At 29.4% G+C, this 24269-nt stretch carries 26 protein-coding genes and 2 tRNA genes; 12 read left to right on the top strand and 16 right to left on the bottom strand.

Going from position 1 to position 24269, the window contains the following annotated elements; translation table 11 throughout:
• Window positions 1–2 precede the first annotated feature (2 nt).
• From tkt to CAMP5063_RS00115, 6 genes are read left to right on the top strand one after another with little or no spacing between them, the layout of a single operon-like run.
• The gene (gene tkt / locus CAMP5063_RS00140; protein ID WP_337194583.1) at window positions 3–1907 is read left to right on the top strand and encodes a transketolase; all 1905 of its coding nucleotides are present in this window, start codon (window positions 3–5) and stop codon (window positions 1905–1907) included.
• 1 nt (window position 1908) lies between these two features.
• A complete protein-coding gene (locus CAMP5063_RS00135; RefSeq protein ID WP_393921358.1) occupies window positions 1909–3009 on the top strand; it encodes an MlaE family lipid ABC transporter permease subunit in 1101 nt (366 codons plus the stop codon).
• Entirely contained in the window at window positions 3006–3728 is a 723-nt protein-coding gene (locus CAMP5063_RS00130; protein ID WP_263673316.1) for an ABC transporter ATP-binding protein, read from the top strand. The genes CAMP5063_RS00135 and CAMP5063_RS00130 overlap by 4 nt, the downstream gene beginning before the upstream one ends.
• Window positions 3728–4555, top strand: coding sequence for an MlaD family protein (locus CAMP5063_RS00125; RefSeq protein ID WP_133319166.1), 828 nt, complete (start codon window positions 3728–3730; stop codon window positions 4553–4555). The genes CAMP5063_RS00130 and CAMP5063_RS00125 overlap by 1 nt, the downstream gene beginning before the upstream one ends.
• Before the next feature lies 1 nt (window position 4556).
• The gene (locus CAMP5063_RS00120) at window positions 4557–5147 is read left to right on the top strand and encodes an ABC-type transport auxiliary lipoprotein family protein (RefSeq protein WP_337194582.1); all 591 of its coding nucleotides are present in this window, start codon (window positions 4557–4559) and stop codon (window positions 5145–5147) included.
• A gap of 42 nt (window positions 5148–5189) precedes the next feature.
• Window positions 5190–5711 carry a flagellar FLiS export co-chaperone gene (locus tag CAMP5063_RS00115; protein WP_133319168.1) on the top strand — a complete coding sequence of 174 codons (522 nt, stop codon included), beginning with the start codon at window positions 5190–5192 and terminating at the stop codon, window positions 5709–5711.
• 28 nt (window positions 5712–5739) lie between these two features.
• Here CAMP5063_RS00115 and CAMP5063_RS00110 read toward each other — a convergent pair whose 3' ends face one another.
• Window positions 5740–6279 carry a superoxide dismutase family protein gene (locus tag CAMP5063_RS00110; RefSeq protein ID WP_133319169.1) on the bottom strand — a complete coding sequence of 180 codons (540 nt, stop codon included), beginning with the start codon at window positions 6277–6279 and terminating at the stop codon, window positions 5740–5742.
• Window positions 6280–6389: 110 nt separating this feature from the next.
• Here CAMP5063_RS00110 and CAMP5063_RS00105 point away from each other — a divergent pair, with 110 nt between their 5' ends.
• Together CAMP5063_RS00105 and CAMP5063_RS00100 are read left to right on the top strand one after the other, a co-directional pair.
• The gene (locus CAMP5063_RS00105; RefSeq protein WP_133319170.1) at window positions 6390–7271 is read left to right on the top strand and encodes a helix-turn-helix domain-containing protein; all 882 of its coding nucleotides are present in this window, start codon (window positions 6390–6392) and stop codon (window positions 7269–7271) included.
• Between the two features lie 66 nt (window positions 7272–7337).
• Window positions 7338–8174, top strand: a complete 837-nt coding sequence (locus tag CAMP5063_RS00100; protein WP_263659153.1) for an ATP-binding protein — start codon at window positions 7338–7340, stop codon at window positions 8172–8174.
• Window positions 8175–8194: 20 nt separating this feature from the next.
• On the opposite strand, the gene CAMP5063_RS00095 is transcribed toward CAMP5063_RS00100, so the two are convergent.
• From CAMP5063_RS00095 to CAMP5063_RS00070, 6 genes are all read right to left on the bottom strand, one after another.
• Complete coding sequence (locus CAMP5063_RS00095) at window positions 8195–8449, bottom strand: TFIIB-type zinc ribbon-containing protein (RefSeq protein WP_133319172.1); 255 nt, start codon at window positions 8447–8449, stop codon at window positions 8195–8197.
• A gap of 49 nt (window positions 8450–8498) precedes the next feature.
• Window positions 8499–9188 carry a uracil-DNA glycosylase gene (gene ung / locus CAMP5063_RS00090; RefSeq protein WP_220567033.1) on the bottom strand — a complete coding sequence of 230 codons (690 nt, stop codon included), beginning with the start codon at window positions 9186–9188 and terminating at the stop codon, window positions 8499–8501.
• Window positions 9189–9196: 8 nt separating this feature from the next.
• Entirely contained in the window at window positions 9197–10504 is a 1308-nt protein-coding gene (locus tag CAMP5063_RS00085; RefSeq protein WP_263661453.1) for a sensor histidine kinase, read from the bottom strand.
• The gene (locus tag CAMP5063_RS00080; RefSeq protein ID WP_337194581.1) at window positions 10494–11180 is read right to left on the bottom strand and encodes a response regulator transcription factor; all 687 of its coding nucleotides are present in this window, start codon (window positions 11178–11180) and stop codon (window positions 10494–10496) included. Before CAMP5063_RS00080 ends, CAMP5063_RS00085 begins: the two co-directional genes overlap by 11 nt.
• Before the next feature lies 1 nt (window position 11181).
• Window positions 11182–11607 (bottom strand): DUF1104 domain-containing protein, encoded by a 426-nt coding sequence (locus tag CAMP5063_RS00075; protein ID WP_337194580.1) that lies wholly within the window; start codon window positions 11605–11607, stop codon window positions 11182–11184.
• Between the two features lie 62 nt (window positions 11608–11669).
• Entirely contained in the window at window positions 11670–12422 is a 753-nt protein-coding gene (locus tag CAMP5063_RS00070; protein WP_263671445.1) for an SIMPL domain-containing protein, read from the bottom strand.
• Between the two features lie 89 nt (window positions 12423–12511).
• Here CAMP5063_RS00070 and mutY point away from each other — a divergent pair, with 89 nt between their 5' ends.
• Both mutY and CAMP5063_RS00060 read left to right on the top strand, forming a co-directional pair.
• A complete protein-coding gene (gene mutY, locus CAMP5063_RS00065) occupies window positions 12512–13540 on the top strand; it encodes an A/G-specific adenine glycosylase (protein WP_263661456.1) in 1029 nt (342 codons plus the stop codon).
• Window positions 13530–14381, top strand: coding sequence for a radical SAM/SPASM domain-containing protein (locus CAMP5063_RS00060; protein WP_263661845.1), 852 nt, complete (start codon window positions 13530–13532; stop codon window positions 14379–14381). The genes mutY and CAMP5063_RS00060 overlap by 11 nt, the downstream gene beginning before the upstream one ends.
• On the opposite strand, the gene CAMP5063_RS00055 is transcribed toward CAMP5063_RS00060, so the two are convergent.
• The 4 genes from CAMP5063_RS00055 to CAMP5063_RS00040 are packed head-to-tail and all read right to left on the bottom strand — an operon-like array spanning window position 14371 to window position 17895.
• Complete coding sequence (locus CAMP5063_RS00055) at window positions 14371–15048, bottom strand: class I SAM-dependent methyltransferase (RefSeq protein ID WP_337194579.1); 678 nt, start codon at window positions 15046–15048, stop codon at window positions 14371–14373. The genes CAMP5063_RS00060 and CAMP5063_RS00055 overlap by 11 nt on opposite strands.
• A gap of 1 nt (window position 15049) precedes the next feature.
• Window positions 15050–15925, bottom strand: coding sequence for a CsgG/HfaB family protein (locus tag CAMP5063_RS00050; RefSeq protein WP_259443361.1), 876 nt, complete (start codon window positions 15923–15925; stop codon window positions 15050–15052).
• On the bottom strand, window positions 15919–16539 hold the full coding sequence (gene lpoB, locus CAMP5063_RS00045; protein WP_133319180.1) for a penicillin-binding protein activator LpoB: 621 nt from the start codon (window positions 16537–16539) through the stop codon (window positions 15919–15921). The genes CAMP5063_RS00050 and lpoB overlap by 7 nt, the downstream gene beginning before the upstream one ends.
• Window positions 16540–16548: 9 nt before the next feature.
• A complete protein-coding gene (locus CAMP5063_RS00040) occupies window positions 16549–17895 on the bottom strand; it encodes a hypothetical protein (RefSeq protein WP_263659144.1) in 1347 nt (448 codons plus the stop codon).
• Window positions 17896–17948: 53 nt separating this feature from the next.
• Here CAMP5063_RS00040 and CAMP5063_RS00035 point away from each other — a divergent pair.
• Window positions 17949–18036: transfer RNA gene (locus tag CAMP5063_RS00035), tRNA-Ser, on the top strand.
• On the opposite strand, the gene CAMP5063_RS00030 is transcribed toward CAMP5063_RS00035, so the two are convergent.
• Entirely contained in the window at window positions 18037–18687 is a 651-nt protein-coding gene (locus tag CAMP5063_RS00030) for a putative metalloprotease CJM1_0395 family protein (protein ID WP_220567041.1), read from the bottom strand.
• Between the two features lie 126 nt (window positions 18688–18813).
• Here CAMP5063_RS00030 and CAMP5063_RS00025 point away from each other — a divergent pair.
• A tRNA-Met gene (locus tag CAMP5063_RS00025) sits at window positions 18814–18890 on the top strand.
• 237 nt (window positions 18891–19127) lie between these two features.
• Here the strand turns inward: CAMP5063_RS00025 and CAMP5063_RS00020 are convergent.
• The 4 genes from CAMP5063_RS00020 to CAMP5063_RS00005 form a co-directional block, all read right to left on the bottom strand.
• Window positions 19128–19769, bottom strand: coding sequence for a potassium channel family protein (locus CAMP5063_RS00020; RefSeq protein ID WP_133319183.1), 642 nt, complete (start codon window positions 19767–19769; stop codon window positions 19128–19130).
• Window positions 19766–21109, bottom strand: a complete 1344-nt coding sequence (locus CAMP5063_RS00015) for a TrkH family potassium uptake protein (RefSeq protein ID WP_133319184.1) — start codon at window positions 21107–21109, stop codon at window positions 19766–19768. The genes CAMP5063_RS00020 and CAMP5063_RS00015 overlap by 4 nt, the downstream gene beginning before the upstream one ends.
• A gap of 93 nt (window positions 21110–21202) precedes the next feature.
• A complete protein-coding gene (locus tag CAMP5063_RS00010) occupies window positions 21203–22537 on the bottom strand; it encodes an anaerobic C4-dicarboxylate transporter (RefSeq protein ID WP_133319185.1) in 1335 nt (444 codons plus the stop codon).
• Window positions 22538–22555: 18 nt separating this feature from the next.
• Window positions 22556–23968 (bottom strand): aspartate ammonia-lyase, encoded by a 1413-nt coding sequence (locus CAMP5063_RS00005; RefSeq protein ID WP_337194578.1) that lies wholly within the window; start codon window positions 23966–23968, stop codon window positions 22556–22558.
• Window positions 23969–24269 lie beyond the last annotated feature (301 nt).

Below are 24269 nucleotides of genomic sequence, written 5' to 3'. Positions count from 1 at the left end.
CAATGTTACAAAAACAAGCCAACACTATAAGATTTTTATGTGCGGATATGGTGCAAAAAGCAAATTCAGGCCACCCAGGTGCTCCAATGGGTTTAGCAGATATTATAAGTGTTTTAAGTGCTCATTTAGTGCATAATCCAAAAGATCCTACATGGTTAAACCGCGATAGATTAGTCTTTTCAGGTGGTCATGCTAGTGCTTTGCTTTATAGCTTTTTACATTTGAGCGGTTATGATGTAAGTTTAGAAGATTTAAAAAATTTCCGTCAATTACACTCTAAAACCCCAGGTCATCCTGAAATTTTCACTCCAGGTGTTGAAATCGCCACAGGACCTTTAGGACAAGGCATTGCAAATGCGGTTGGTTTTGCTATGGCAGCTAAAAAAGCAAGTTTGCTTTTGGGTGAGGATATTATCAATCATAAAGTATATTGTTTATGCGGTGATGGAGATTTACAAGAAGGAATTTCTTATGAGGCTTGTTCTTTAGCAGGTGTGCATAACCTTGATAATTTAATCATCATTTATGATAGCAATAATATTTCAATTGAAGGTGATGTGGCCATTGCTTTTAATGAAAATGTAAAAGAGCGTTTTAGAGCGCAAAATTTTGAAGTACTTGAGATAGATGGGCATGATTTTGAGCAAATTGATTTAGCATTAAAAACTGCTAAAGAAAGCAAAAAGCCTTGTTTGATTATCGCTCATACTACTATAGCTAAAGGAGCTTTAGATCTTGAGGGAAGTCATCATTCTCACGGAGCACCTTTGGGCGAAGAGCTTATAAAAAAGGCAAAAGAGGCTTTAGGTTTTGATCCACAAAAAACTTTTGAAATCCCAGAAGAAGTTAAAATTCGCTTTAGCGGGGCAATAGAACTTGGGGATTTAGCACAAGCTAAATGGAATCAAAAAGTGCAAAATTTAAATGCAGAGAAGCAAGCATTGCTAAAAGAGCTTTTAGAGCCTGATTTTTCAAAAATACAATTTCCTGATTTTAAAGGACAAGATTTAGCTACTAGAGATAGCAATGGTGTGATTTTAAATGCTATTGCTAAAGCCTTACCGGGATTTTTAGGTGGTAGTGCAGATTTAGGTCCATCAAATAAAACTGAACTCAAAGATATGGGCGATTTTCCAAATGGAAAAAATATCCACTATGGTATAAGAGAGCATGCAATGGCTGCTATATCAAATGCTTTTGCAAGATATGGTTTGTTTTTGCCTTATTGTGCTACCTTTTTTATATTTAGTGAGTATTTAAAACCTGCTGCAAGAATAGCAGCTTTGATGAGGGCTAAACACTTTTTCATCTTTACTCACGATAGTATAGGTGTGGGTGAAGATGGACCAACACACCAACCTATAGAGCAGCTTAGCACTTTTAGAGCTATGCCAAATTCATTGACATTTAGAGTAGCTGATGGGGTTGAAAATGTAAAAGCATGGCAGATTGCACTTAAAACTAATATGCCAAGTGTTTTTGTTTTATCGCGTCAAAAATTAAGTGCTTTAAGCGAGCCTGTTTTTGGAGATGTTGAAAATGGGGCTTATTTATTAGAAGAAAACGCAAATGCACAATTTACACTTTTAGCAAGTGGTAGTGAAGTGTCATTATGTGTAAAAACAGCTAAGATTTTAAAAGAAAAAGGTGTGATTACTAATGTGGTTTCTATGCCTTGTTATGAGTTATTCATCGCTCAAGAAAAATCTTATAAAGAAAGAATTTTACAAGGTAAGGTTATAGGTGTTGAAGCTGCAAATTCAAACGAGCTTTATAGAATTTGTGATGAGCTTTATGGTATAGAAAGTTTTGGTGAGAGTGGTAAAGATAAAGATGTATTTGAGCATTTTGGATTTAGTGAGGAGAAATTAAGCTCATATATTTTAAGTCTATGTAATGAAAAATAAAATAATCAAAGATGTTAAAAATCAAGAATGCATTTTTAGCGTCTTTGGTATATGGGATAAAACAAGCGTAGGAAAATTGGAAAAATTAGATTTTCCTACTCAAAAAAATATTATTTTTGATTTTGCAAATTTAGATTTTATAGATACTGCTGGGATTAGGTATTTTCTAGCTTTAGAAAATGAATTTAAGCAAAAAGGTTTTGAGCTTAGTAGGATAAATCTTAAAAGCGAGCATGCTAAGCTTTTTGAACTTTGTCAAAAACACTACAAAAGCTTTTGTGATTCTTATGAAGATAAAAAAACAATCAAAGATTTTTTTGAAAATTTAGGAAAGAAAGTTGCAAATTCTTTTACAATTTTAGTGCAGTTTTTAAATTTCATAGGACTTATTATTTATACTTGTTTTAAAACACTTTTAAACCCTAAAAAACTTCGCTTTAAGGCATTTTTATATCATGTAGAAAATAGCGCTATTAATGCTTTACCTATTATTATGCTAACTTCATTGCTTGTGGGTGTAGTGCTTGCTTATCAAGCTGCGTATCAACTTGCACAATTTGGAGCTAATATTTATATTGTCGATTTAATGGGAATTTCTGCCACTAGAGAGCTTGCACCATTAATTAGTGCTATTGTTATTGCAGGCAGGAGTGCAAGTTCTTATACAGCTCAAATTGGAGTAATGAAACTTACCGATGAAATTGATGCGATGAAAACTATGGGTTTTAAAGAAAGTGAATTTATCATTTTGCCTAGAGTTTTAGCTTTAGCACTTGCTATGCCTTTGGTAGTAATAGTAGCTGATATTTTAAGTATTATAGGTGGAATTGTAGTTGCTTGGTTTAGTTTAGAAATTAGTGCGAGTGAGTTTATGAGTCGTTTTAAAGAAGCAGTGGAGCTAAAACATATTATCATAGGACTTATAAAAGCACCTATTTTTGGATTTTTGATTGCTTCTATTGCTTGTTTTAGAGGATTTTTTGTGCAAAAAACTACCGAAAGCATAGGTGTTTATACGACAAAAAGTGTGGTAAATGCTATTTTTTGGGTAATAGCTTTTGATGCGATTTTCTCTGTATTTTTGACAAAGGCTGGATTTTGATTATAAAGGCTAAAAATATCAGCACTTATTTTGGAAGTAAATGTGTGCATGAAGATATTAGCTTTGAAGTGCAAGATAATGAAATTTTTGGCATTTTAGGTGGTAGTGGTAGTGGTAAATCTGTGCTTTTAAGACAAATGTTAATGCTTGAGCATTTTGATAAGGGAGAGTATGAAATTCTAGGCAAGAAATTAAAAAATATAAGCGATGAAGATGCTTTGTTTTTGCAAAAACAATGGGGCGTTGTTTTTCAATATGGAGCATTATTTAGCTTTTTTAATATACTTGAAAACATTAGCATACCTTTGGTTGAATACACAAAACTTAACAAAAACGACATTAAAGAAATAGCTATGATGAAGCTTAAAATGGTAGGGCTTGATGAGAGCGTGGCTAAGCTTTATCCAAGTGAGTTAAGTGGGGGTATGAAAAAAAGAGTGGCCATAGCTAGAGCTTTGGCACTTGATTCTAAATTACTTTTTTTAGATGAGCCAACTTCAGGGCTTGATCCTTATAGCTCAAGAGAATTTGATGAGTTGCTTTTGAGTTTAAAACAAAGCTTTAAATTATGTGTAGTCTTAATTACTCATGATAAAGAGAGTATGAAAAATGTTTTAAACCGCTTTTTGATTATAGAAGAAAAAAAAGTTGGTTTTTTGGGAAATGTCGAGGCTTTGCAAGAGCAAAATCCAAGACTTTATGAGAGGTTTATGCAATAATGGAAAACAAAGCAAATTATATTTTGATTGGAATTTTTGTTTGTGTGTTATTTTTTATCAGTTTGTTTTTTATAGTGTGGTATGGAAATTTAAAAGATGAAAAATCATTCAAATATTATGAAATTTATATGGAAGAATCAGTTGCAGGACTTAGTGTAAAAGCTCCAGTTAAATTTTTAGGAGTAGATGTTGGAAGTGTTGAAAATATCAGCATAGATAGCTCAAGTAAGCAACTAAGAGTAAAAATTTTAGTTAAGCTTGATTCTAGTTTGGTTGTTAAAACAGATACTTATGCAAGTTTGCAAATTCAAGGCATAACAGGATTTAAATTTATTCAGCTTGCAGGAGGTAGTGAGGAAGCTAGTGTTTTGAGAGCAGGTGATGATGTTTATCCTATTATAAAATCAAAAGAAAGTTTTTTTGCAAGCATAGATAAGCAAACTTCAAATTTATTAGAACTAATCACAAGTTCAAAAATAAAATTAGAAAAACTCTTAAGTGATAAAAATTTAAAAAACATAGAGCAAATTTTGCAAAATTCATCAGAATTTTCTGCACATTTAAATGCTAATGTACCAGCATTCTTAGCAAATTTAAATAAAACAAGCTCTAAACTTGGCAAAAGTGCAGATGAATTTTCAAATTTTTTAAACAATGCTAATGGCCAACTTAATGAGCTTAATAAAAGTAGAATGCTCTTAAATGAAAATTTGGATATTTTAAGAGTTTTGTTTTTAGATTTTACGCAATTATTAAATATTTTAAAGCAAAATCCTTCAGATATAATTTATAAAGATAAGGCTACTCAATATGCTCCAGGAGAATAAAATGAGATGTTTATATATTAGTTTAATAGCTATTTTTTTTAGCGCTTGCTCTTTGATTAATCCAAGTCAAACTTTACCTGCAAATAAATATTTTAGTATTAATTTAGAAAAGCTAGAGCAAAGTCAAAATAAAAAAAATGCAACTATTATAGTTTCCTTACCTAAAGGCTTAGCTTATACTAATGAAATTTTTTATAAAAAAGATTATACTATCAATACCTATGCTTATCATTTTTGGAAAGAAAATCCTGCTTTAATGATAAAATCTTTTTTGGAATTTCATTTGCAAGATTTAGGGGTATTTAAAGCAGTTTTAAATCAAGATAGTCTAGCTAGTGCTGATTATGTTTTAGAAAGTAAAGTGGATATTTTAGAGCAAGATTTTAGTGATGAGTTGCATTCTAAAATAAAGTTTGGTATTAATTTAAATTTAGTGCAAATAAACACTAAAAAACTTATAGCGAGTAAGTACTTTTACTATGAAAAAGAATTAAATGATAATAATCCTCAAATTTTAATCCAAAACTATGATGAGGTTTTTTTGCTTTTTGCTAAAGATTTTAGAGTTTGGATAGATCAAAATTTGGAATAAAAAATGCTTTTCTTGTTATAGCAATAACAAGGAAGGTGTATTATGAGAGATGAATTAGAAATCTTACAAAAACATTTAGGACAAGTAGGTTCAAGTATAGATGGTGCGAATTTAAAACATCAAACGCAAAAATTTAGTGAAGATATTACTGATGCTAATGACTTTATAGGTGCTTTGCAAATTTTAGATTCTTCATTGAAAAAAATTTCAAAACTTCTAGAAGATAAAAACTATGAAGATGTGCAAGATAAAGTTTTAATTGCTAGTGAAAGTTTGAAAATAGTAGATAATTGCTCATTTTTAGGTAATGCTTTATTTGATAATAATTATAATGTAAATGTTGGTTCAAAGGCATTTGCTTTTGAAATTTATAATCCTTTAAAAATTTTAGAAACTAGTGATTATGAAGGTATGAAAGCTTATATAGTCGATAAAAGAGAAGAAATAGCTTCTATGCTTAGTGAGCTTGCAGTGGCTATTGCTACTTATAGTCCTAGTCAAAGTTTTGGCGGATCAAGCCATGATTTTATGGGCGATTTTGATTTTACTAAGCTTTTTAAATAACACTAAAGGCTAAAAAGCCTTTAGATTTTTATTTTATAACACCACATGCCATTCTAGCACCGCCGCCGCCAAGTGCTGCAGGATGATCGCTGTGATTGTCTCCTCCAAAATGTATCATTAGAGCATGATTTTTAAGCTCATCAAGAGTTTTGATTTTTGGTGCTAATACAGGGTTAGTTGCTTTACCATCTTTTTCTACATAAAGTGGTGGTAAATCCCCTTTGTGACCTTTATCATCCCATGGGCTTGAGTGAGCATCTGTTTTTTCAGGATCCCAGTGTCCACCTGCTTTCATACCTAAACCTTTATCAGTTGCTCCACAATCAGCATTTGCATGAACATGAAAGCCATGAATTCCACTTTCTAAACCTTTAAGATTTGGATAAAATGCTACCCCATAAGGAGTTTGTACTGCTACAACTTCGCCTGCATCTTTATTAGCTTTTTTATCAAGAATTTCCATTTTGATAACTAAATGATCTTTTTGTGCTTTTGGATTAAAATTTTCTAAATTTGCTCCAAATAAAAAGCTTGATGCTAGTAAAGAACCTAGAATGATTTTTTTCATTTTTTTCTCCTTTTTTAATTGAAATTAATTATATTGTAACATAAATTCTTAATAAAAAATATTTTTTATTGTATTATATACATAATCAAAAAACTTATAAAAAGGTATATATGTTAATTTTTCCAAAAGATCTTGAAAAAATCAGTCAAAATGTTTTGAAAAATACTTTTTTTTCTTTATGTTGGTATCAAAAAGATTTTTCAAATGATAAAAATCAAGAAGTTGTATTTAAAGATTATGCTTTAGTATTTATTTTAAAAGGTTCTAAAAGTATTTATACTATGGATAATCAGTTTAATGTAAAAAAAGATGAGCTTGTGTTTTTTACAAAAAATTCTTTTTCCATTAGAGATTATTTAAATGATGAAAATATATATGAATCTATTATTTTGTGTTTTAAGGAAAGTATTTTAATAGAACTTATTTTTAAATATCAAGAATTAATTTGTAAATTAGATTCTCCAAAATATGCTAAAAGTTTATTTAGTTTAAAAACTAATCTGATAACTAAAGGTATTTTCGAGTCTTTCTTACCTTGTATAAATGAATTTAATGAGAAAAATGAATATCTGCTTAGATTAAAATTTGAAGAATTATTTTTGTCTTTATTATATAGTGAAGATAATGCAGAGTTTTTAGCTTTTTTAAAAGCCATTTTAAGTGGTTTTAAATTAGAGCTTTATAAGATGTTTGCATATTGTCAAAATGACTTTGAAAGTGTAGCTTCTATGGCCAAATTTAGTAAAATGGATATAGCAAGTTTTAGTCGTAATTTTAAACAAAGTTTTGGTATTACTCCTAAAGAATGGCTTGATAATAAGCGTTTTGAAAGAGCTAAATTTTTACTTGAATTTTCTACGAAAAATATCACTCAAATTTGTTATGAACTTGGATTTAATTCTCCTGCTTGGTTTATAGCAAGATATAAAAAAAGATATGGCATTACCCCAAAACAAGAACAAAAGTCAAAAAACTTATATTTTTTATCTTAAAAATGATAGATTTTATTTTGGTTTTTTATTAGAATTTGTTAATAAAATTTAAGAAAGGTAACAATTATGAAAAAAAGTATTTTAACTTTGGCCTTATTTGCATTTTGCAGTGCAAATGCTTTAGAGGTTCAAGAATTTAAAGGTTTTGCACATCCTGAAAGTGTATATGTAGATAAAAATGCAGTTTATGTATCTAATGTAGGAAAAGAGCTAACTCCATTAAATAAAGACAATGATGGTTTTATTTCAAAATTAGATAAAGATGGAAAAATTTTGGAATTAGAATTTATAAAAGGTCTTAATGCTCCAAAAGGTATGTCTAAAATAGGTGATGTTTTATATGTGGTTGATATTGATATTTTATATGGTTTTGATATAAAAAATAAAAAAGAAATTTTCAAACTTCCTATAAAAAATGCGGTATTTTTAAATGATATTGCTGTGTTAAATAATGACACATTATTAGTTAGTGACACAGGTACAGGATACATCCACAAAGTATTTTTAAAGGATAAAAAATATGAAAACTTTATCCATTTAGATTCAAAATATGGTGGCCCAAATGGATTGTTGATAGATAAAAATACTTTATTTGTAGCAGGTTATGATCCAAGTGATAAAGCGGGTGGGAAAATCATTAGTATTGATTTAAATTCAAAGAAAATTCAAGAATTAAGCAAAAAAATAGAACAATTTGATGGCATTGTGTATGATAAAAATAAAAATCTTTTAGTGTCAAGTTGGGGTAAAAATCTTCAAGGATATATTTATACTCTAAAAGATAATAAAGAAATAAAACTTGATTTGGCTTCTATAAAAGGTCCTGCAGATATGTTTTTTGATGGTGAGTATTTATGGGTGCCAAAAATGGCAGAAAATGCTTTAATTAAAGTAAAAATATAAAAACTTTTAAGCCTTTGGGCTTAAAAGTCAAATAATTCCCCAAGCCAACTTTCTTTTTTCTTGTATTTATAGCCGTTATTATGATGGTAGTTTGCTTGTTGGTTATAATTTTGTTGTTGAGGTTGTTGTGTACTTTGAGAAGAATTTCTTTCTATGATTTTATCAAGCTCACCACGATCAAGCCAAACACCACGGCATTTTGGACAATAATCAATTTCAACTCCATTTCTTTCGCTCATCAATAAGTCAGTATTTACACAAACTGGACAAGTCATTGTATTCCTTTTTTTGAAAATTTTTGAAAGTATATAAGTTTTAAGTAAATTAAGGGTTTAAATTCCAATCAATAAGACTTTTACCAAGTTTTGATAAAATTTCATTACTTTTTGAAAAATGCTTGCAACCTAAAAAAGCATTTCTTGCTAAAGGCGAAGGATGTGCTGCTTCTAGGATAAAGTGTTTTTGAGGGTTGATTAAATTTTTTTTATTTTTAGCATAATTTCCCCAAAGTAAAAATATTAATCCTTCTTTTTCATTGCTAAGTTTTGATATAACCGCATCGGTAAATTTTTGCCAACCAAAATGTGCATGTGAAGCAGGTTTATTTGCTTCTACACTTAAAATAGAATTTAAAAGTAAAATTCCTTGTTTAGCCCATTTACTTAAATCACCATGTTTTGCTATAGGGATGTTTAAATCATCTTGCAATTCTTTATAGATATTAAGTAAAGATGGGGGAATTTTAACACCCATTGGCACGCTAAAGCTCAAACCCATGGCTTGATGAGGGTTGTGGTAAGGATCTTGTCCTAAAAGTATGATTTTTAAATCTTGTAAAGGGGTTAGATTAAAAGCATTAAAGATTAAATTCGCGGGTGGATATATAGTTTTTCTTTCATTTAAAGCATTGATATAATGAGTTTTTATTTCTAAAAAATAAGGCTTTAAAAACTCTTCTTTTAAAAATTCCTTCCAAGCGTTATCTATTTTAATTTTTTCTAAGCAAATTTCCATTTTTATCCCTACCAAGAAAGTATAAATTCACTTCCTTTATCTTTTTTACTCAAAACTTTTATGTTGATATTGTTTTTATCGGCTATTTGTTTGACTAAATTTAAGCCTATGCCAAAACCACCTTGGTCTTGATTAAAGCGTTTGTAGCGTGTAAAAATTTGAGTAATTTCTTTAGCGCTCATACCTTGACCTTCATCTTTAATACTAAGTGTTTTTTCTTTTAAACAAATAAAGATTTTTTTATTAGTATTGGTGTATTTTATGGCATTGCTTAAAAGATTGTCAAGTAAAATTTGCATTTCTTCTTTATTTGCATAGAAATTTTGCTCTAAAAGCTCTTTTTCAATGATGAGATTTTTTTGAGAGATTAAAGTGTCAAAATATTCTAATCTTTGTTCTAAAAGCTCTTTTAAATTTATATCTTCTTTTGTATTTTCTTTTTGTAAGAAAAAATTTAAGGCTATGAGGTTTTGATAGATATGATTTAAATTTTTACTTGCTAGTTTGATATGATTTAGTTTTTTAGTGTTATTTGGATTTAAATTTGTATCATCAAATTTTTTAATACTAGCTAAAATCACGCTCAAAGGTGTGTTAATTTCATGCGTGGTATCTTTAATAAAATCATTGAGTGTTTTAAATTGTTCTTTGATATTTTTAAAAACAAGCAAGATGAGTATATAAGCAATTATAGCAAGTAGTAAAATACATATAAGTGTATAAAAAATAGTTTTTAATTTTAGTTTCCAAAGTTCATTAGCATAATCGTTAATATCTAAATTATTGTAGTTATCTTTGCGGTATTGTTCTTTTTTAAAGCCAAGATCTTCTGTTTCTATAATGATATGGATATTTTTATGTCTCAAAAAATGAGAATGGTGTTTTGGCTTTCTTAAATTACTCGTATCTATATAAGTATTAAGATTTCTAATCCTTGAAAAATCTATGAATAATCTTTTGTTTTCGTTGTAAATAAAGTTGTTTTCTTTAAGCTGTGTTAATATTTTTAAAGCATCAAAAGTTAAATTACTAAAAATGATTTGATTGTTTGCAACAATAGCAAATTGAGTATTTATTTTTTTAGAAATATAAGAAAAATCATCTTTGTTTAATAAATTTTTATCGTGTCTTGCTTCAATGATATTTTGTAAAATATAATTATAGTGAGTGTATGAGTGTGTGATTTGATTTAATCGTATATAATTTGCTTCTTTTTGATAAAAAGTAATAAAAAAAATCGTTAAAAATATGCCACTTGTGATGATATAAAGGGCTAGAATTTTAAAAATGGTATTATTAAAGTTTTCACTTTTCATTTTCTAGCCTAATGGCATAGCCTATATTTCTTTGATTGATGATAAGGTCTTTACCAAGAATTTTTCTTAAATTTTTGATATACACCCTAAGGCTCATGATCACAGGCTCTTCATCTAAACTCCAAATTTCGTCAAAAATAGTTTCTATATTTACAAAATGAGGGCGTTTTTTTAAAAGTAAAGCTAGGAGTTCTTTTTCTTTATTAGTTAGGTTGATAATTTCTTCATTTTGATAAAGGGTTTTATTGATAGGATCAAAAGAAATATTTTTTGAAGAGCTAAGTAAGATTAAGTCTTCTTTTTGATGACTAAAATTTCTTTTAATGATATTTTTTACACGGATAATTAACTCATCAACATCAAAAGGCTTTTTAATATAATCATCACAACCTGATAAAAATCCTTGTTTTACATCATCAAGCATGGATAAAGAAGTTAAAAATATAGCAGGAGTGTTTTTAGCACTTTCTCTTAATTCCTTTAATACTTTAAAACCATTGCCTTTTGGAACTTTAACATCAAAAATCCAAAGATCAAAATTTTCTTCATAAGCTTTTTCTAGTGCCTCTTGTGCATCATATACACAAGAGACTTTAAAACCTTCATCGCTTAAGGCTTCATTGATGATTTCATTTAAGCTTAAATCATCTTCTAAGAGTAGAATTTTTGCTGCCATTTTATCTCATTGAGCAATTTCCATGATTTGCACCATGCCCTTGATGATCCATTTTATGGGCTTTGTGTTCATTTTTGTTATAATGATGTAAATTTAAATCTCGTATTTCTTTGCCACTCATTTCATCGGTTAGTTTTTGCATATCTTCTTGAACGATAGCCTTTCTTTGACTTTTTTCTTGATGAGAAAGTTTAGAGATGTTTTCGCGTAAGTTACTTTTAAATTGTTGATGAAAAACTTTTGCGTCTTTGTATTTCATCTCATTTATTCTCTTTTTCATTTCTATAATTAAGTCAGCTTGATCTTGTGCTTTTACGCTTTTTGCAAGATTTAAAATTTCATCATTGCTTTTTTTGGAAAAATCAGCACTAAATGCCAAAGAGGCTGCTAAAGAACCCATAATAAATAAACCTATAATTTTTTTCATTTTTTCTCCTTTAAATTAATGATGAGAAATTATAAAAACCCAAGATAAAGCCAAAATAAAATTTATTGACAAACAAAAAGCACATTAGCTTTTAAGCTTTGCTTTTCATTTTTAATAACAGGAAGCACTACACTATCTGCACTAGCTGCTAAACTTGGAGAATTGTATTTGATATTACAACTATCAAAATGAACATTTTTTACTATGCAAGTTTTTGTTAAAGTTTTAGAATAATATTGAGCTTTTTCAAAAGCTTTTTTAAACGCAAGATCGTATAAATCTTCTTTGTTTGCTTCTAAGGTTGCTTCGTCAAATCCTGCTTGCAAGGCTTTAGTATTAAAAGAAATTAAAGTATTAGTATTGCTGATATTTTCTATATCTTTTATAAGATTTTCATAGTCTTTATTTTTATTTTGTGGGATTTGACAAGTGAAATTAGAATACAATCTATACCCATTAAGTGTTTTTACTCCTTGATAATAATTATAACTTGGCTCTAAAGTATAACTTCCACCTTTACAATAGTCTTCTTTGGTAATACGATCTGAAATTTCTTTGAAAGTTTTAGCAATATGATTTTTTTCATCACTAGAGATGATAGTTTTTTTACTAAGTTCTTCACTCGCACTAAAATTTAAAACAGCATTAAAAACATTTGGCATGATTTCATTTGATACTTCTATATTTCTTGAAAATTCTACATTTTGTTTATTATGATTTTTTAAACCTAAAAATTCAGTATTAAAAACTACTCCTAGTACAAACAATACCAAACAAAGTAATCCTAATCCCAAACCTTTTAAAAAACTTTTCATTTTTACTCCTTTTTAAAAATATTTTTTTAATTTTAACATAAAGCTTTTAAGAATAGATTGTATAATTTTTAAAAACAAAGAAAGTTTTAATGCGAAAAATTCATGAAAGTATTTTAAAATGGTATAACGAGAATGGTAGAAAAAACCTTCCTTGGCGTATTTTGCATAAAGAATATAGAAAATATGGTAGCGAGGATGATTTAAAAAAGCTAAAAAATATTGACAATGCTTATGCTGTTTATATTAGCGAGATTATGTTACAACAAACTCAAGTAAAGAGTGTTTTGCAAAATTATTATTTTCAGTTTTTAGCTAAATTTCCTTCTTTAAAAGCGCTTTCTATGGCAAGCGAAGATGAGGTTTTAAAAGCTTGGCAAGGACTTGGGTATTATACTAGAGCTAGGAATATACATAAATGTGCAAAAATTTGTGTGCAAGAATTTAATGCAAAATTACCATTTGACATAAAAGAGCTTCAAAAACTTCCTGGTATTGGAGAATATACAGCTGGTGCTATAGCTTGTTTTGGTTTTTTACAAGCTAAAGCTTTTGTGGATGCAAATATTAAAAGAGTTTTGAGTAGATTTTATAGTTTGCAAAATCCAAACTCTAAACTTTTAACGCAAAAAGCAAAAGAGTTTTTAAACTATGATAATGCATTTGATCATAATCAAGCTTTGTTGGATATAGGGGCTTTGATTTGTTTACCTAAAAATGCAAAATGCAAGCTTTGCCCCATAGAGAGTTTTTGTAGTGGAAAAAATGAATATGAAAAATTTCATGTATCTAAAAAAACTCAATATGAAAATATTATTTTAAATATACTCATAGTGCAAAAAAATGAGCAGTTTTTGCTTATCAAAAGCAAAGAAAAGCTATATTTTAATATGTATAATTTTTTAGAATACAATAAAGAAAAAAATGCAAAATTCATAGGTGAATTTAAACACTCTTACACCAAATATAAAATTAATGCCAAGGTGTATTTTTTAAAAGATGATGATTTTGAAGATTTCAAAGCAAAAGCATTTTCTTATAAAGAATTAGAACATCTTGCACTTTCAAAACTTGCCTTAAAAGCGTTTGAGCTTTTTAAAAAGAGTGATTATGCATTTTGAGAAAATTTATATAGAATTAAGTGATATTTGTGGATTAAAATGTGATTTTTGTCCTAGCCAAAAAGCGCAAAGAAAACAAATGAGCCTTGAAAATTTTGAAAAAATTTGCAAAAGTGTGCATAGTCATGCCAAGCTTTTTACTTTTCATGTGCTTGGAGATCCTTTAAGGATTTTAAATTTAAAAGAGTATTTAAAAATAGCTTTTAAATTTAATATGCAAATAGAACTTACTACAAGCGGGTTTTATTTTGATGATGAGAAAATAAAACTTGTTTTAGATTCTAAAAACATACGACAAATCAATATTTCTTTGGGTGCTTTTTTATCTCAAAGTAGAATGAGTTTAAAAGAATACTTTGAGCCTGTTTTAAAACTTATTTTTTTGCACTTGGAAAATAAAAACAATTCTTTTATCAATTTAAGACTTTGGAATTTAGATAAAAATTTCAACCCACCTTTAGAAAATGAGAAAATTTATGATTTTTTAGAGCAAAATTTTAAAGTAAAAATTCAAAAGCAAAAAGTTAAAAATCGCCTAGAAAGGCATGTTATATTACACCAAGCTAAGCTTTTTAAATGGCCTTCTTTGAAAGATGAGGTTATTAGGGAGAATGGGTATTGTCATGCTTTAAATGGACAAATTGCTATTTTAAGCGATGGAACTTTAGTGCCTTGTTGTTTGGATACTAAAGGGGATATAAAACTTGGAAATTGTTTTGAAAAAGATTTTAGCGAGCTTTTAAATTCGTCTTTATATATAGAATTAAAAGAAGGCTTTAAGCAAGGAATTCTAAAAGCTGATCTTTGCAAAAGATGTGAGTTTTTGCAATTTAAAAACTGATTTTCCTTGCTCGGACAATTATAATTTCAGGAAATTCTTCATCTAAAAAAGGTTCTTCAAAAAATCCATCTATAATAAAACCATTTTTAAAACAAGTGTTGAAAATTTCTTCTAAAGAACGGTGGTAGTAGTGATGTTTTACAGGTTGTTTTTCAAATGCATACCCAAGATAATTATGCGGACTAAGATATTTTTTAGTTAATGTTACAAAACAAGGATGTTGAGTAGCAAAAACAAAAATTCCATTTTCTTTTAGTAGAAAATAAAGACTTTTAAATAAGGGCTGGATATTTTCCATATCCATGATAGCCATATTTGAAACAGCTTTGCTAAAGGTGTGTTTTTTAGCTAAATTTTGCAAAGTCAATTCATCGTTAGCGTCTATGATTTGAAAGTGAATTTTATGTAGAAAATTTTTCCATCTTTGTTTTGCTAATTTTATCATTTGATCACTATAATCAAAAGCATAAACATTTATGTTGTATTTTTTGCACATATAAGCGGAAAAATTTCCATTTCCACAAGCAATATCTAGAATATAATCATCATCTTGTATGTTTAGCAATTCTTCAACTTTAGGACGCACAACTTTTTTATGAAATTCATTAGAATCATCTCCCATTTGTGTGTCCCAAAATTTTGCATTAATATCCCATGCTTTTTGCATTTTAAAAACCTAAATTAACTCCACCTTCATTGTTGATTTGATAGTTTGCGTCTAAACCATGTTCTATTTCTTCTTCTTTGTCATTGTCTTTAGAATGTTTAAAAATATCTTCGGTAATTTTTGTAGCTATACCTCTAAGGGCTTTTTGTTTGCTTGATTTGCTTGTAGAACTCATTTTAAATTCTAAGGTATTGGAAGCTTTGATTTGAGTTGTAGCAAATTCTATCAAACGATAATCAATGTTAATATTATAAGTTTGAGTGTTAATTTCATTTTGTGTTTGTGTTATTTTAGGGTTTAAAATAAGTAAAAAATCAGCCCCTAAAACATTATAAAGCTTAACAAGTTCATCATCGCTTGCATTTTTTATAAGTAAAGATTTTTCTTGATTATAAAGATCAAGATTTGCTCTATCTAAAATTCTAAATTTTTTACTTTGGAGCAAAACGCTTAAAAGCTCTTGTTCAAATTTAGCCGAAAGTTCATCTTTAACTTTATTGATGATAATTAGCGAACTTTTATCTTCAAGATTTTTTTCACTATAAAGTTTTTTATAAATCACAACTTTTGCATGGAATTCATTTTGATTTGTTTGAGTTAAAGATTTAATATCATAGCTATTAAAAACTCCATTGCTAACTAAGTCTATTTCTTCATCATAACCTATATTGAAATTTCCATTAAAGCTAAATTCGAATTTTTTAAGCTTAACTTGTTTTAAACCCTCCATTTTCCCAAGAGCTTCATTGATGGCATTTTTTATTGCTTCACTTCTTGTATTTCCAAAACCCTCACCATAACTTTCTTTGTTTAAAGCGCTTTGTGCTTGACAAAAACAAACAAGAGCGAAAAAAAGAATTAGTAGTTTTTTTACCATGTTACACTCTTGCTTTTACCTGTTTTATCAATAGTTTTTTCATCTTCCCAAAAAGCTAAACCGCTAGTTAAATCTGTAAGAATTAAATGGAAAAAATATTCAGTTTGGATTTTGCCATTATAAAGTTTAACAGTATCTTGTCTGATTTTACCAGAAAGTGAGAAATTTGGGGCCAAAAGTGTGCCTTTTTTGGCTATGGAATTTTGATTAAATTCTTCATTGTCTCTTAAATCTCTTACATCATGAGATAAACTATCTTTTGCTCCACCTGCTGCTACAGCAGTTGTTAATATAAATTTACCAGATTTTCTTAATGCTATGGTAATTTTCGAAGTGAGTTTATCTGTGTCTATTCTTTGCGGGGTGTCATTGATGATTTTCCCTATGGCAATAACTTTTCTATTAGAGCTATTTAAATTTGCAAAAGCAGGATCACTAAGCAAGCTTTGTATCATATCTTCAGCAGTTTTTTCAAAATCTTCTCTATCAAGTCCTAAAGTAAGTGCGTTTCCTTGAACTTTTTGTGAAGCTTTACCATCAGTATATTTTGGTTGTGAAGAACAAGCACTGAAAATCAAAAGCGCAAAAACCATAAAAAATAAACTTTTTTTCATTTTATCTCCTTATTTTTCTTTAATTTTGTAAATAATATTTGAATTTGGCACAAAAGATCTTATAAGAACAATATAATTTTTATCTTTTTCCAGCTCATCTTCAAAGATTATTTTTTCTTTATCATTATAAATTTTAACTAAACCTTCATTTTTTAGCATTAAAATACTAGCACTTTTTGGTAAAGCTTGCCACATTCTAAGATCTGCTTTATTGATTAAAGCAGTGCTAACAGTGCTAATAAATGATAAAAAGCCACTAGAATCATTATTAGCTATGGCTAAATTAATTGAAGTTTTAAGAGCGCTTGAGGCTAGGGTTTTCATCACCATAGAGGGTAAAAGAGTTTTAAATTCACTTGCTATAATATCATCAAAATAAATTAAATTTTGTGTTTTTTCATCTTGACTTTGCAAGAATTTATAAGAAGCATTTCTTGATTTTAAATAAGCAAAAGCTACACTAATATTTGCAAGATTATCATTAAAAACAAATGGCAGGGTAAGATCAAATTCTTCTTTTGTAGCACTAAAACCATCTTCATAAATGATAAAAATATATTTTTGTTGAGGGAAGGATGTTTTTAAATGAGTGAATTTTTCAAATACTTGAAATTGTTTTTGAAGTTGTTTGTTTTTTACATCGCTTAATGCTACTTCTTTTAAAAGATCATAAGCTTTAATATAATCTTTATCAAAAAAGAAAAATAAAGCACTAAGATAACTAGCATAGATATTAGTATAATTTTTATTTGCGTTAAATGTGCTAAGAAGATTGTCATATTGTTTATAGATAGGGTTTAAATTTTGCTTAAAACTCGCATATGTTTTTTTATCTTTTTGAAGCTCTTTTTGGTATTCTTCTTGAGCTTTTTGTATATAATCATAAAAATATTCTTTCATTCTATCTTGTCTGTATAAAGCTCTGTTAAACTCTACTCTTGCATTTTTAAAATCTCCCAAGCTCATATAATTTAAACCTTTGTAGGTATTTAGCATAATCCTTTCGTAAAAATAACCTTGATAATCATTGATGGTGTCATTAAGTAAAATTTCGCTAAAATTTCTTGTGGCTTTCTGAAGCCCGTTTTGTAAATCTACATCATATTTGTAAGCCTCTTCTGCTTTATCAAAAAAAGCATTACTTTTTTCATAATCTTTACAAACTCTTGCTAAAGAGGCTAAATTTAACCCTGTGTATATAGTGTCTTTGTCTGCATTTTTTAAAGTTAAAGTATTTTCATCACATTGTTTGTTTATAAAGGCTTTTTCATAAGATAAATTAACATTAGCATGATTTGAACAAGCACTTAAAAAAAGTAAAATAAAAAGATAAAAACAAGAGTAAAAAAGCTTCATAAAATCCCTTTTTTAGTATAAATTTAAAAAAATAAGTTATAATCTTCATTTTTAGAGAGGTGTCCGAGTGGTCGAAGGAGCACGCCTGGAACGCGTGTGTGGGGTAACTCACCGAGGGTTCGAATCCCTTCCTCTCTGCCACTATGCACTTTTATTATACTGACTTCCTATGTAATCTTGTGATGAATTTTGTGTGTATGATTTTATGGCTTTAGAATTTGGATTTGCTTTTTTATCGTCTTCGTCTTTATTTTTATCATTTTGAGCTTTTGATTCTTCTGCTTTTATTTTAGCTTGCTCGGTGCGCGCATCATTTTGCATTTGCATAGCATTAGCTGCTACTTTATAATCTTGGGGGCTAGGATCAGCTGGTGCCATAGCTGCAGCAATTACTTGCATAGCATTGGCTATAGTTTCTTCAGGAGTATTGCCTTTTTGCATTCTTATAGGCACTTCTCCTTCAACTGCATACATTTTATTATCAGGACCTCTTGTATAGCCAAAACTTGCAGCTCCTGCTAAGGCTCCACCTGCTGCTTGGTGGGCTGCTTCATGAGCCCTTACTTCTCTGTCGATTTTTTCAAGCTCTCGTACCTGTTTTACTTCTTCACTACTTAAGTCTTTACCATTAACTTTTTGAGTTTTTTCATCTTTTTCTTGATCGTTTTTATTTTCTTTTGTTTGCTGTGGGTTTTCTTTTTCAGAAATATTTTCTTTTGTTTGTTCTTTGTCTTTGTTTTGATAAGGATTTTGCGTATAAAAGGCACCGCCATAACTTGAGCTAATTTGCATTAAAATCCTTTTTAAATATAATTTCATATTTTTAGCACAAAAAAGTTAAAAAATATATAAAATTTATAAAATAAGTATTTTATAAAATGTTAAGCAAAATAAAGTATAATTTTAACTTCTTTTTATGTCAGGGTAGCTCAGCTGGCTAGAGCGCTGGTCTCATAAGCCGGAGGTCGGGAGTTCAAGTCTCCCCCTTGACACCACTTAAAATATCTTTTTAATGTTATATTTATTTTTTATATTTTCTAAATTAGCTTTCAAGAATACTTATAAGTATAGTTTTTGATTATATATTAATTTATTGTAATGTCCTTATTTTACAAGGACATTAAAAATTTAGTGACCTAGGATATGGATTGGGTTTGTGTAGCCGTGCACTAGAGTTTCTTTTCTAGATTTATCATATTGATAGTGCAAAGTAAAAGTAGCATTTAAAATCTTCAATAATCATATTGATTAAGTTCTTCTTGAGTGCCAAGTAGCATTAATATATCGTTTAAATAAGCGGTATTTTCTAGATTTGGCATAATGCTCCAAGTATCATGTTGTTTGTGTGCAATGACTTTTAAATTTTGTCCAATGGATTGCAAAGTTTTCCCCGCTAAATTCTCATCGATTAAAAGTTTTGCTACCTTTATGGTGTTGGCTGAAAGATCTATGATTTCAAAATTTGGATTAGTGATAAGAATTTTAGCCAAACGCTTTGCAGATTCTTTTTCAGGATAGATGACTTTATTAACCCCAAGTTTTGAAAGAATTTGTCCATGTGTAGAAGAATTTGCTTTAGCTATGATATTTTTTACCCCTATTTCTTTTAAGGCCATGAAGGTAAGTATGCTTGATTCTAGATTTTCACCTATACTAAGTATGACAACATCAGCATTTGAATAGCCCGCTTCTTTCAAAGCTATGGTGTGAGTAGAATCTAAGATATAAGCAAAATCCGCATGATCTTGCAACTCTTTAACAGCTTCTTCATCAATATCTGAAACAATAACTCTTTTGCCTTGGTCAATAAGTTCTTTTGCTAAAACAGAGCCAAATCTTCCAAGTCCTATAATACCATAAGTTTCTTTTTTCATAGTATGATTTTTCCTTTTGGATAATTTAAATATTTTTCTTTTTCTTTAAAAAATATACTAAATAAAAACGCAAGCACACCCACTCTACCGCTAAGCATTAGTAAAATAACAATAAGTTTGCTTTCGGAGCTAAAAAGCGCACTAAGTGATAAGGTCCCACCATCGCCAACTGAAACACCTACTGTGGCAAATGCTGAACTTGTTTCAAAAAGCAAAGGTAAAAAACTTTTATCATCTTCAATCAAAGATAAAAGCAACACGCAGGTAATAATATAAACAATTGAACTTACTGCTATAATGAAAGCTTTATTAATAGTTTCGCTTGGAATTTCAAAGTTAAAAATTCTTGCATTACTATCTTTGATACTCCAATATGCATAAATTAATAGTACCGCAATAGTAGTTACTTTAATGCCTCCTGCAGTTCCACCTGGTGCACCACCTACAATCATAAACAAAGATCCAAAAAATAAGCTTGCATCCTTAAAGGTGCTAAGATCAAGAGTATTAAATCCTGCAGTTCGGTAATTTACCGCTGTAAAATATGCACTCATAATTTTATCAAAAAGAGAAAATTCTCCTATGCTTTTTGGGTTGTGATATTCAAATAAAAACACAATCAAACTTGCAAAAATGATTAGTATAATAGTGGAAATTAAAACAAGCTTTGTATGCAGACTTAGACTAGCAAAGCGTTTTTTTGAAAAAAAGTATAATTCTAGCAATACAAAATAGCCCAAACCGCCAATAATAATTAAAGAGGTAATGATAAAGTTAATCCAAAAATCATCTCTATAAGGCATTAAACCACTTTCAAATATGCTAAAACCTGCATTATTAAAAGCAGAAATGGAGTGAAAAATACTAGCCCATAGAGCATCAGTTAAATTCATATCTAATTTAAATCTTAAAAATAATAAAACAGCACCAACAATTTCAATAGCAAATACAAAAAATAAAACCTTTTTCAAAAATCCTACAAGCCCATCAGCACCAGGATAAATTAAGGATTCTCTTAAAAGATTTTTTTCTCCAAAACTCATCTTTTTTCGTACTAAAATATATAAAGCCATGGCTATACTCATATAGCCTAAACCACCTATTTGGATAAGTAGTAAAATAACAAGCTGTCCATAAAAACTAAAATCTAATGAAGTATTTAGCACAATGAGTCCTGTCATACTTACAGCTGAAGCACTAGTAAAAAATGCATCTAAAAAAGATATTGGTTTAGTGTGCATAATGGGTAGCATAAGGATGAAAGTGCCAAAAAGAGCTATAAGTATATAACCTATAAATAAGATTCTTATATTATTTCTATCTAAAGATAATTTTGCCATTTTATTTCTTTAAAAATTAAAAAAATATTCTACTTAAAATTAGTTAATAAGTAAAAGAAGAAAACTTTCCGCTAAAAGCGGAAAGCAAGAGCATTAAAGCATTCCTACTGCTAAAAATCCTAATGAAACAGCAATAGCAATAGCCAATACACCCGGGATAAAGAATGCGTGATTAAATATGAATTTTCCAATTCTTGTTGTACCTGTATCATCCATTTGAACTGCACCTAATAAAGTAGGATAGGTTGGAAGTACAAAAAGTGCTGAAACAGCAGCAAAACAAGCAACTAGCATATAAGAATCTGCAGGATTTGTAGCTGAAATTCCTAATGCAGCAACGATAACTGGAACAATAGCTTTTGCAGTAGCTGCTTGAGAGTATAAAAGCATACTAGCAAAGAAGAAAGCAACTGCAAGCATAGCAGGAGTTTGTTTAACCCATTCACCCGCTACTTCTTTAATACCTGCTTCATGGCCTGCAACGAAAGTATTTCCAAGCCAAGCAACACCAAATACACATACACAAGCCGTCATACCTGATTTAAATACACTTGTATCTAAAATTTTTGCAGGTTCAACTTTACATAAGAATGTAATTAAAGTTGCAGCAGTTAATAAAAAGCTCATAATTGCAGCATCTCTTGGGATAACTACAGGATCAATCCATTTAATATTATTAGAAATTGCAGTAGCATAAAGAACAACTGCTAATACCGTAAATAAAAATATAGCAACTGAAAGTTTTGCACCCGGTTTATCTTCACTATGTAAAACATCTGAAGCACTTTTTACAAGACCAGCTTTTAAGCGTTCTTGATATACAGGGTCTTTGCTAAGATCCATTGGAGTAATTAAACTTACAATAAAAGCTGTAATCATACAAGCAGCAAAAGTAGTTACAATCCAAATTCCAATTAATGCAGGATAGTTCCAGCCAAGCGGCTCTAATACACCAGTCATATAAACAACAGCAGCACTAACTGGAGAAGCTGTAATACCAATTTGTGAGGCAACAACCATTAATGAAAGTGGAGCTGATGGCTTAATATTTTGAGATTTTGCAACATCAATAACAACAGGCATTAATGAAAATACTGCATTACCAGTACCTGCTAAAATAGTAAGTAACCAACCGCAAGCTGGTGCAAGATAATTAATGAATTTTGGGTGTTTACGCAAAATTCTTTCAGTAACTTTTACCATGTAGTCTAAGCCACCTGCTTGTTGCATTGCAGAAATCGCAGCAATAGCAGCAGCGATGATTAAAATAACATCCCAAGGAATATTACCTGGCTTCATGCCTAAAACAAGACCTAAAATAACAACACCCAAACCTCCGGCATAGCCTATTGCTATGCCGCCAAGGCGGATACCTATGAATATTGCCCCAAGAAAGACAACAAGTTGTAAAATAATCATAATATCCATGATTAAACTCCTAAGTTATTAAGCTTTTCTTTTTTCTGTCATATGAGGATTTAACATATTTTCTGGTGTTAAAATCTCATCAATTTTTTCTTTTGGTAAATAGCGTCTTTCAAGACAAATATCACCTACTGCTTTTCCAGTTTCTAGAGCTTCTTTTGCAATACTTGCAGATTTTTCATAACCTAAAACAGGATTAAATGCAGTCACGATTCCGATTGAATTTAATACAAGTTTTTTGCAGTTTTCAGGGTTTGCTTTTAATCCTTTAATAGCTTTTTCAGCTAAAGTTTTCATTGCATTTTCAAGCAATACGATCGAGTTAAATAACCCATAAGCAATGCCTGGCTCAAAAGCATTAAGTTCAAATTCACCTCTTTCAGAGCAAAGCATAATAGTAACATCATTACCTATAACTTCATAGCAAGCTTCGCCAACTGCTTCACAAATTACAGGGTTTACTTTACCTGGCATAATAGAACTACCCGGTTGCATAGCAGGCAAACTAATTTCAGCTAGACCGCATCTTGGACCTGAATTCATCAACCTTAAATCATTTGCGATTTTAGATAATCTTACAGCTGCAGTTTTTAATGCGCCACTTACATGTACAAAATCAGCTGTATCTTGAGTAGCTGCAATGAAATCTTCAGCAGGTTTAAAATCAACACCAGTGATTTCTTTTAATTTTTTCTCAACCACAAATTTATAATCAGGGTGGCAATTAATTCCTGTTCCAATAGCTGTAGCACCTAAATTTAAATAGCTCATTGACTCACGAGCTGCTGTGATCTTTTCAATATCACTTTTAATATAGCTAGCAAAAGCATTGAAAGTGTTTCCTAAGGTTGTAGGAACCGCATCTTCAAGTTCTGTTCTACCCATTTTGATGATATCTTTGTATTCTTTAGCTTTGGCTTCTAATTCAGCTTTTAAGCCTTCCATAGCTTTTAAAAGATCACTAAGTTTTGCATAGGTTGCTACTTTGATTGAGCTTGGATAGGTATCGTTTGTAGATTGACCTAAATTTGTATGATCATTTGGGTGAAGGTATTGATATTCTCCTTTTTTATGACCCATACTTTCAAGAGCAATATTTGTGATAACTTCGTTAGTGTTCATATTTGTGCTAGTACCAGCACCACCTTGGATCATATCCACAACAAATTGATCTAAAAATTCACCAGCAATCAATCTATCGCAAGCTTTAGCAATAGCATCAGCTTTATCTGCATCAAGAACTCCAACTTCTTTGTTAGCTAGAGCAGCTGCTTTTTTAACTTGAGCAAAAGCTTTTACAAAATAAGGATAATCTTGCAGTCTTCTACCACTCATATTGAAGTTTTCTAGTGCTCTAAAAGTTTGCACTCCATAATAAACTTCATCAGAAATTTCTAACTCACCAATAAAGTCGTGTTCTTTTCTTGTTCCCATGATGTACTCCTTGTGGGTTTTATTTAAGTTTCGTTTATGAACTTAATAGGTATTATATAACAATTTTTTATAAAAGTTTCATAAAATTTTCCAATTTTTTCTAATTTTAATAAAAATATATAAAATAATATAAAGTATTGATATTCATTTTCTAAATAGTGGATATTTTATGGATAATTTTATTTATAATGATATTAATTATATTTATTTTTTGTATATTTTTTTGAAGTATTTGTTGAAGTTATGATTGTAATGGGTATGATTTTTCAGATAATTTGATTATAAGCTATCATCTTAACAC

Origin of the sequence: Campylobacter sp. RM5063, assembly GCF_024723655.1 — a bacterium.
In the GTDB taxonomy this organism is placed as follows: domain Bacteria; phylum Campylobacterota; class Campylobacteria; order Campylobacterales; family Campylobacteraceae; genus Campylobacter_D; species Campylobacter_D lari_D.
This window is presented reverse-complemented; position numbering and strand designations above follow the sequence as displayed.

Bases quoted from the DNA above. Each gene is read 5' to 3' on its own strand.
- tkt (WP_337194583.1), top strand. From the start codon at position 3: ATGTTACAAAAACAAGCCAACACTATAAGATTTTTATGTGCGGATATG.
- CAMP5063_RS00125 (WP_133319166.1), top strand. From the start codon at position 3,728: ATGGAAAACAAAGCAAATTATATTTTGATTGGAATTTTTGTTTGTGTG.
- CAMP5063_RS00120 (WP_337194582.1), top strand. From the start codon at position 4,557: ATGAGATGTTTATATATTAGTTTAATAGCTATTTTTTTTAGCGCTTGC.
- CAMP5063_RS00115 (WP_133319168.1), top strand. From the start codon at position 5,190: ATGAGAGATGAATTAGAAATCTTACAAAAACATTTAGGACAAGTAGGT.
- CAMP5063_RS00110 (WP_133319169.1), bottom strand. From the start codon at position 6,279: ATGAAAAAAATCATTCTAGGTTCTTTACTAGCATCAAGCTTTTTATTT.
- CAMP5063_RS00105 (WP_133319170.1), top strand. From the start codon at position 6,390: ATGTTAATTTTTCCAAAAGATCTTGAAAAAATCAGTCAAAATGTTTTG.
- CAMP5063_RS00100 (WP_263659153.1), top strand. From the start codon at position 7,338: ATGAAAAAAAGTATTTTAACTTTGGCCTTATTTGCATTTTGCAGTGCA.
- CAMP5063_RS00095 (WP_133319172.1), bottom strand. From the start codon at position 8,449: ATGACTTGTCCAGTTTGTGTAAATACTGACTTATTGATGAGCGAAAGA.
- ung (WP_220567033.1), bottom strand. From the start codon at position 9,188: ATGGAAATTTGCTTAGAAAAAATTAAAATAGATAACGCTTGGAAGGAA.
- CAMP5063_RS00085 (WP_263661453.1), bottom strand. From the start codon at position 10,504: ATGAAAAGTGAAAACTTTAATAATACCATTTTTAAAATTCTAGCCCTT.
- CAMP5063_RS00080 (WP_337194581.1), bottom strand. From the start codon at position 11,180: ATGGCAGCAAAAATTCTACTCTTAGAAGATGATTTAAGCTTAAATGAA.
- CAMP5063_RS00075 (WP_337194580.1), bottom strand. From the start codon at position 11,607: ATGAAAAAAATTATAGGTTTATTTATTATGGGTTCTTTAGCAGCCTCT.
- CAMP5063_RS00070 (WP_263671445.1), bottom strand. From the start codon at position 12,422: ATGAAAAGTTTTTTAAAAGGTTTGGGATTAGGATTACTTTGTTTGGTA.
- mutY (WP_263661456.1), top strand. From the start codon at position 12,512: ATGCGAAAAATTCATGAAAGTATTTTAAAATGGTATAACGAGAATGGT.
- CAMP5063_RS00060 (WP_263661845.1), top strand. From the start codon at position 13,530: ATGCATTTTGAGAAAATTTATATAGAATTAAGTGATATTTGTGGATTA.
- CAMP5063_RS00055 (WP_337194579.1), bottom strand. From the start codon at position 15,048: ATGCAAAAAGCATGGGATATTAATGCAAAATTTTGGGACACACAAATG.
- CAMP5063_RS00050 (WP_259443361.1), bottom strand. From the start codon at position 15,925: ATGGTAAAAAAACTACTAATTCTTTTTTTCGCTCTTGTTTGTTTTTGT.
- lpoB (WP_133319180.1), bottom strand. From the start codon at position 16,539: ATGAAAAAAAGTTTATTTTTTATGGTTTTTGCGCTTTTGATTTTCAGT.
- CAMP5063_RS00040 (WP_263659144.1), bottom strand. From the start codon at position 17,895: ATGAAGCTTTTTTACTCTTGTTTTTATCTTTTTATTTTACTTTTTTTA.
- CAMP5063_RS00030 (WP_220567041.1), bottom strand. From the start codon at position 18,687: ATGCAAATTAGCTCAAGTTATGGCGGTGCCTTTTATACGCAAAATCCT.
- CAMP5063_RS00020 (WP_133319183.1), bottom strand. From the start codon at position 19,769: ATGAAAAAAGAAACTTATGGTATTATAGGACTTGGAAGATTTGGCTCT.
- CAMP5063_RS00015 (WP_133319184.1), bottom strand. From the start codon at position 21,109: ATGGCAAAATTATCTTTAGATAGAAATAATATAAGAATCTTATTTATA.
- CAMP5063_RS00010 (WP_133319185.1), bottom strand. From the start codon at position 22,537: ATGGATATTATGATTATTTTACAACTTGTTGTCTTTCTTGGGGCAATA.
- CAMP5063_RS00005 (WP_337194578.1), bottom strand. From the start codon at position 23,968: ATGGGAACAAGAAAAGAACACGACTTTATTGGTGAGTTAGAAATTTCT.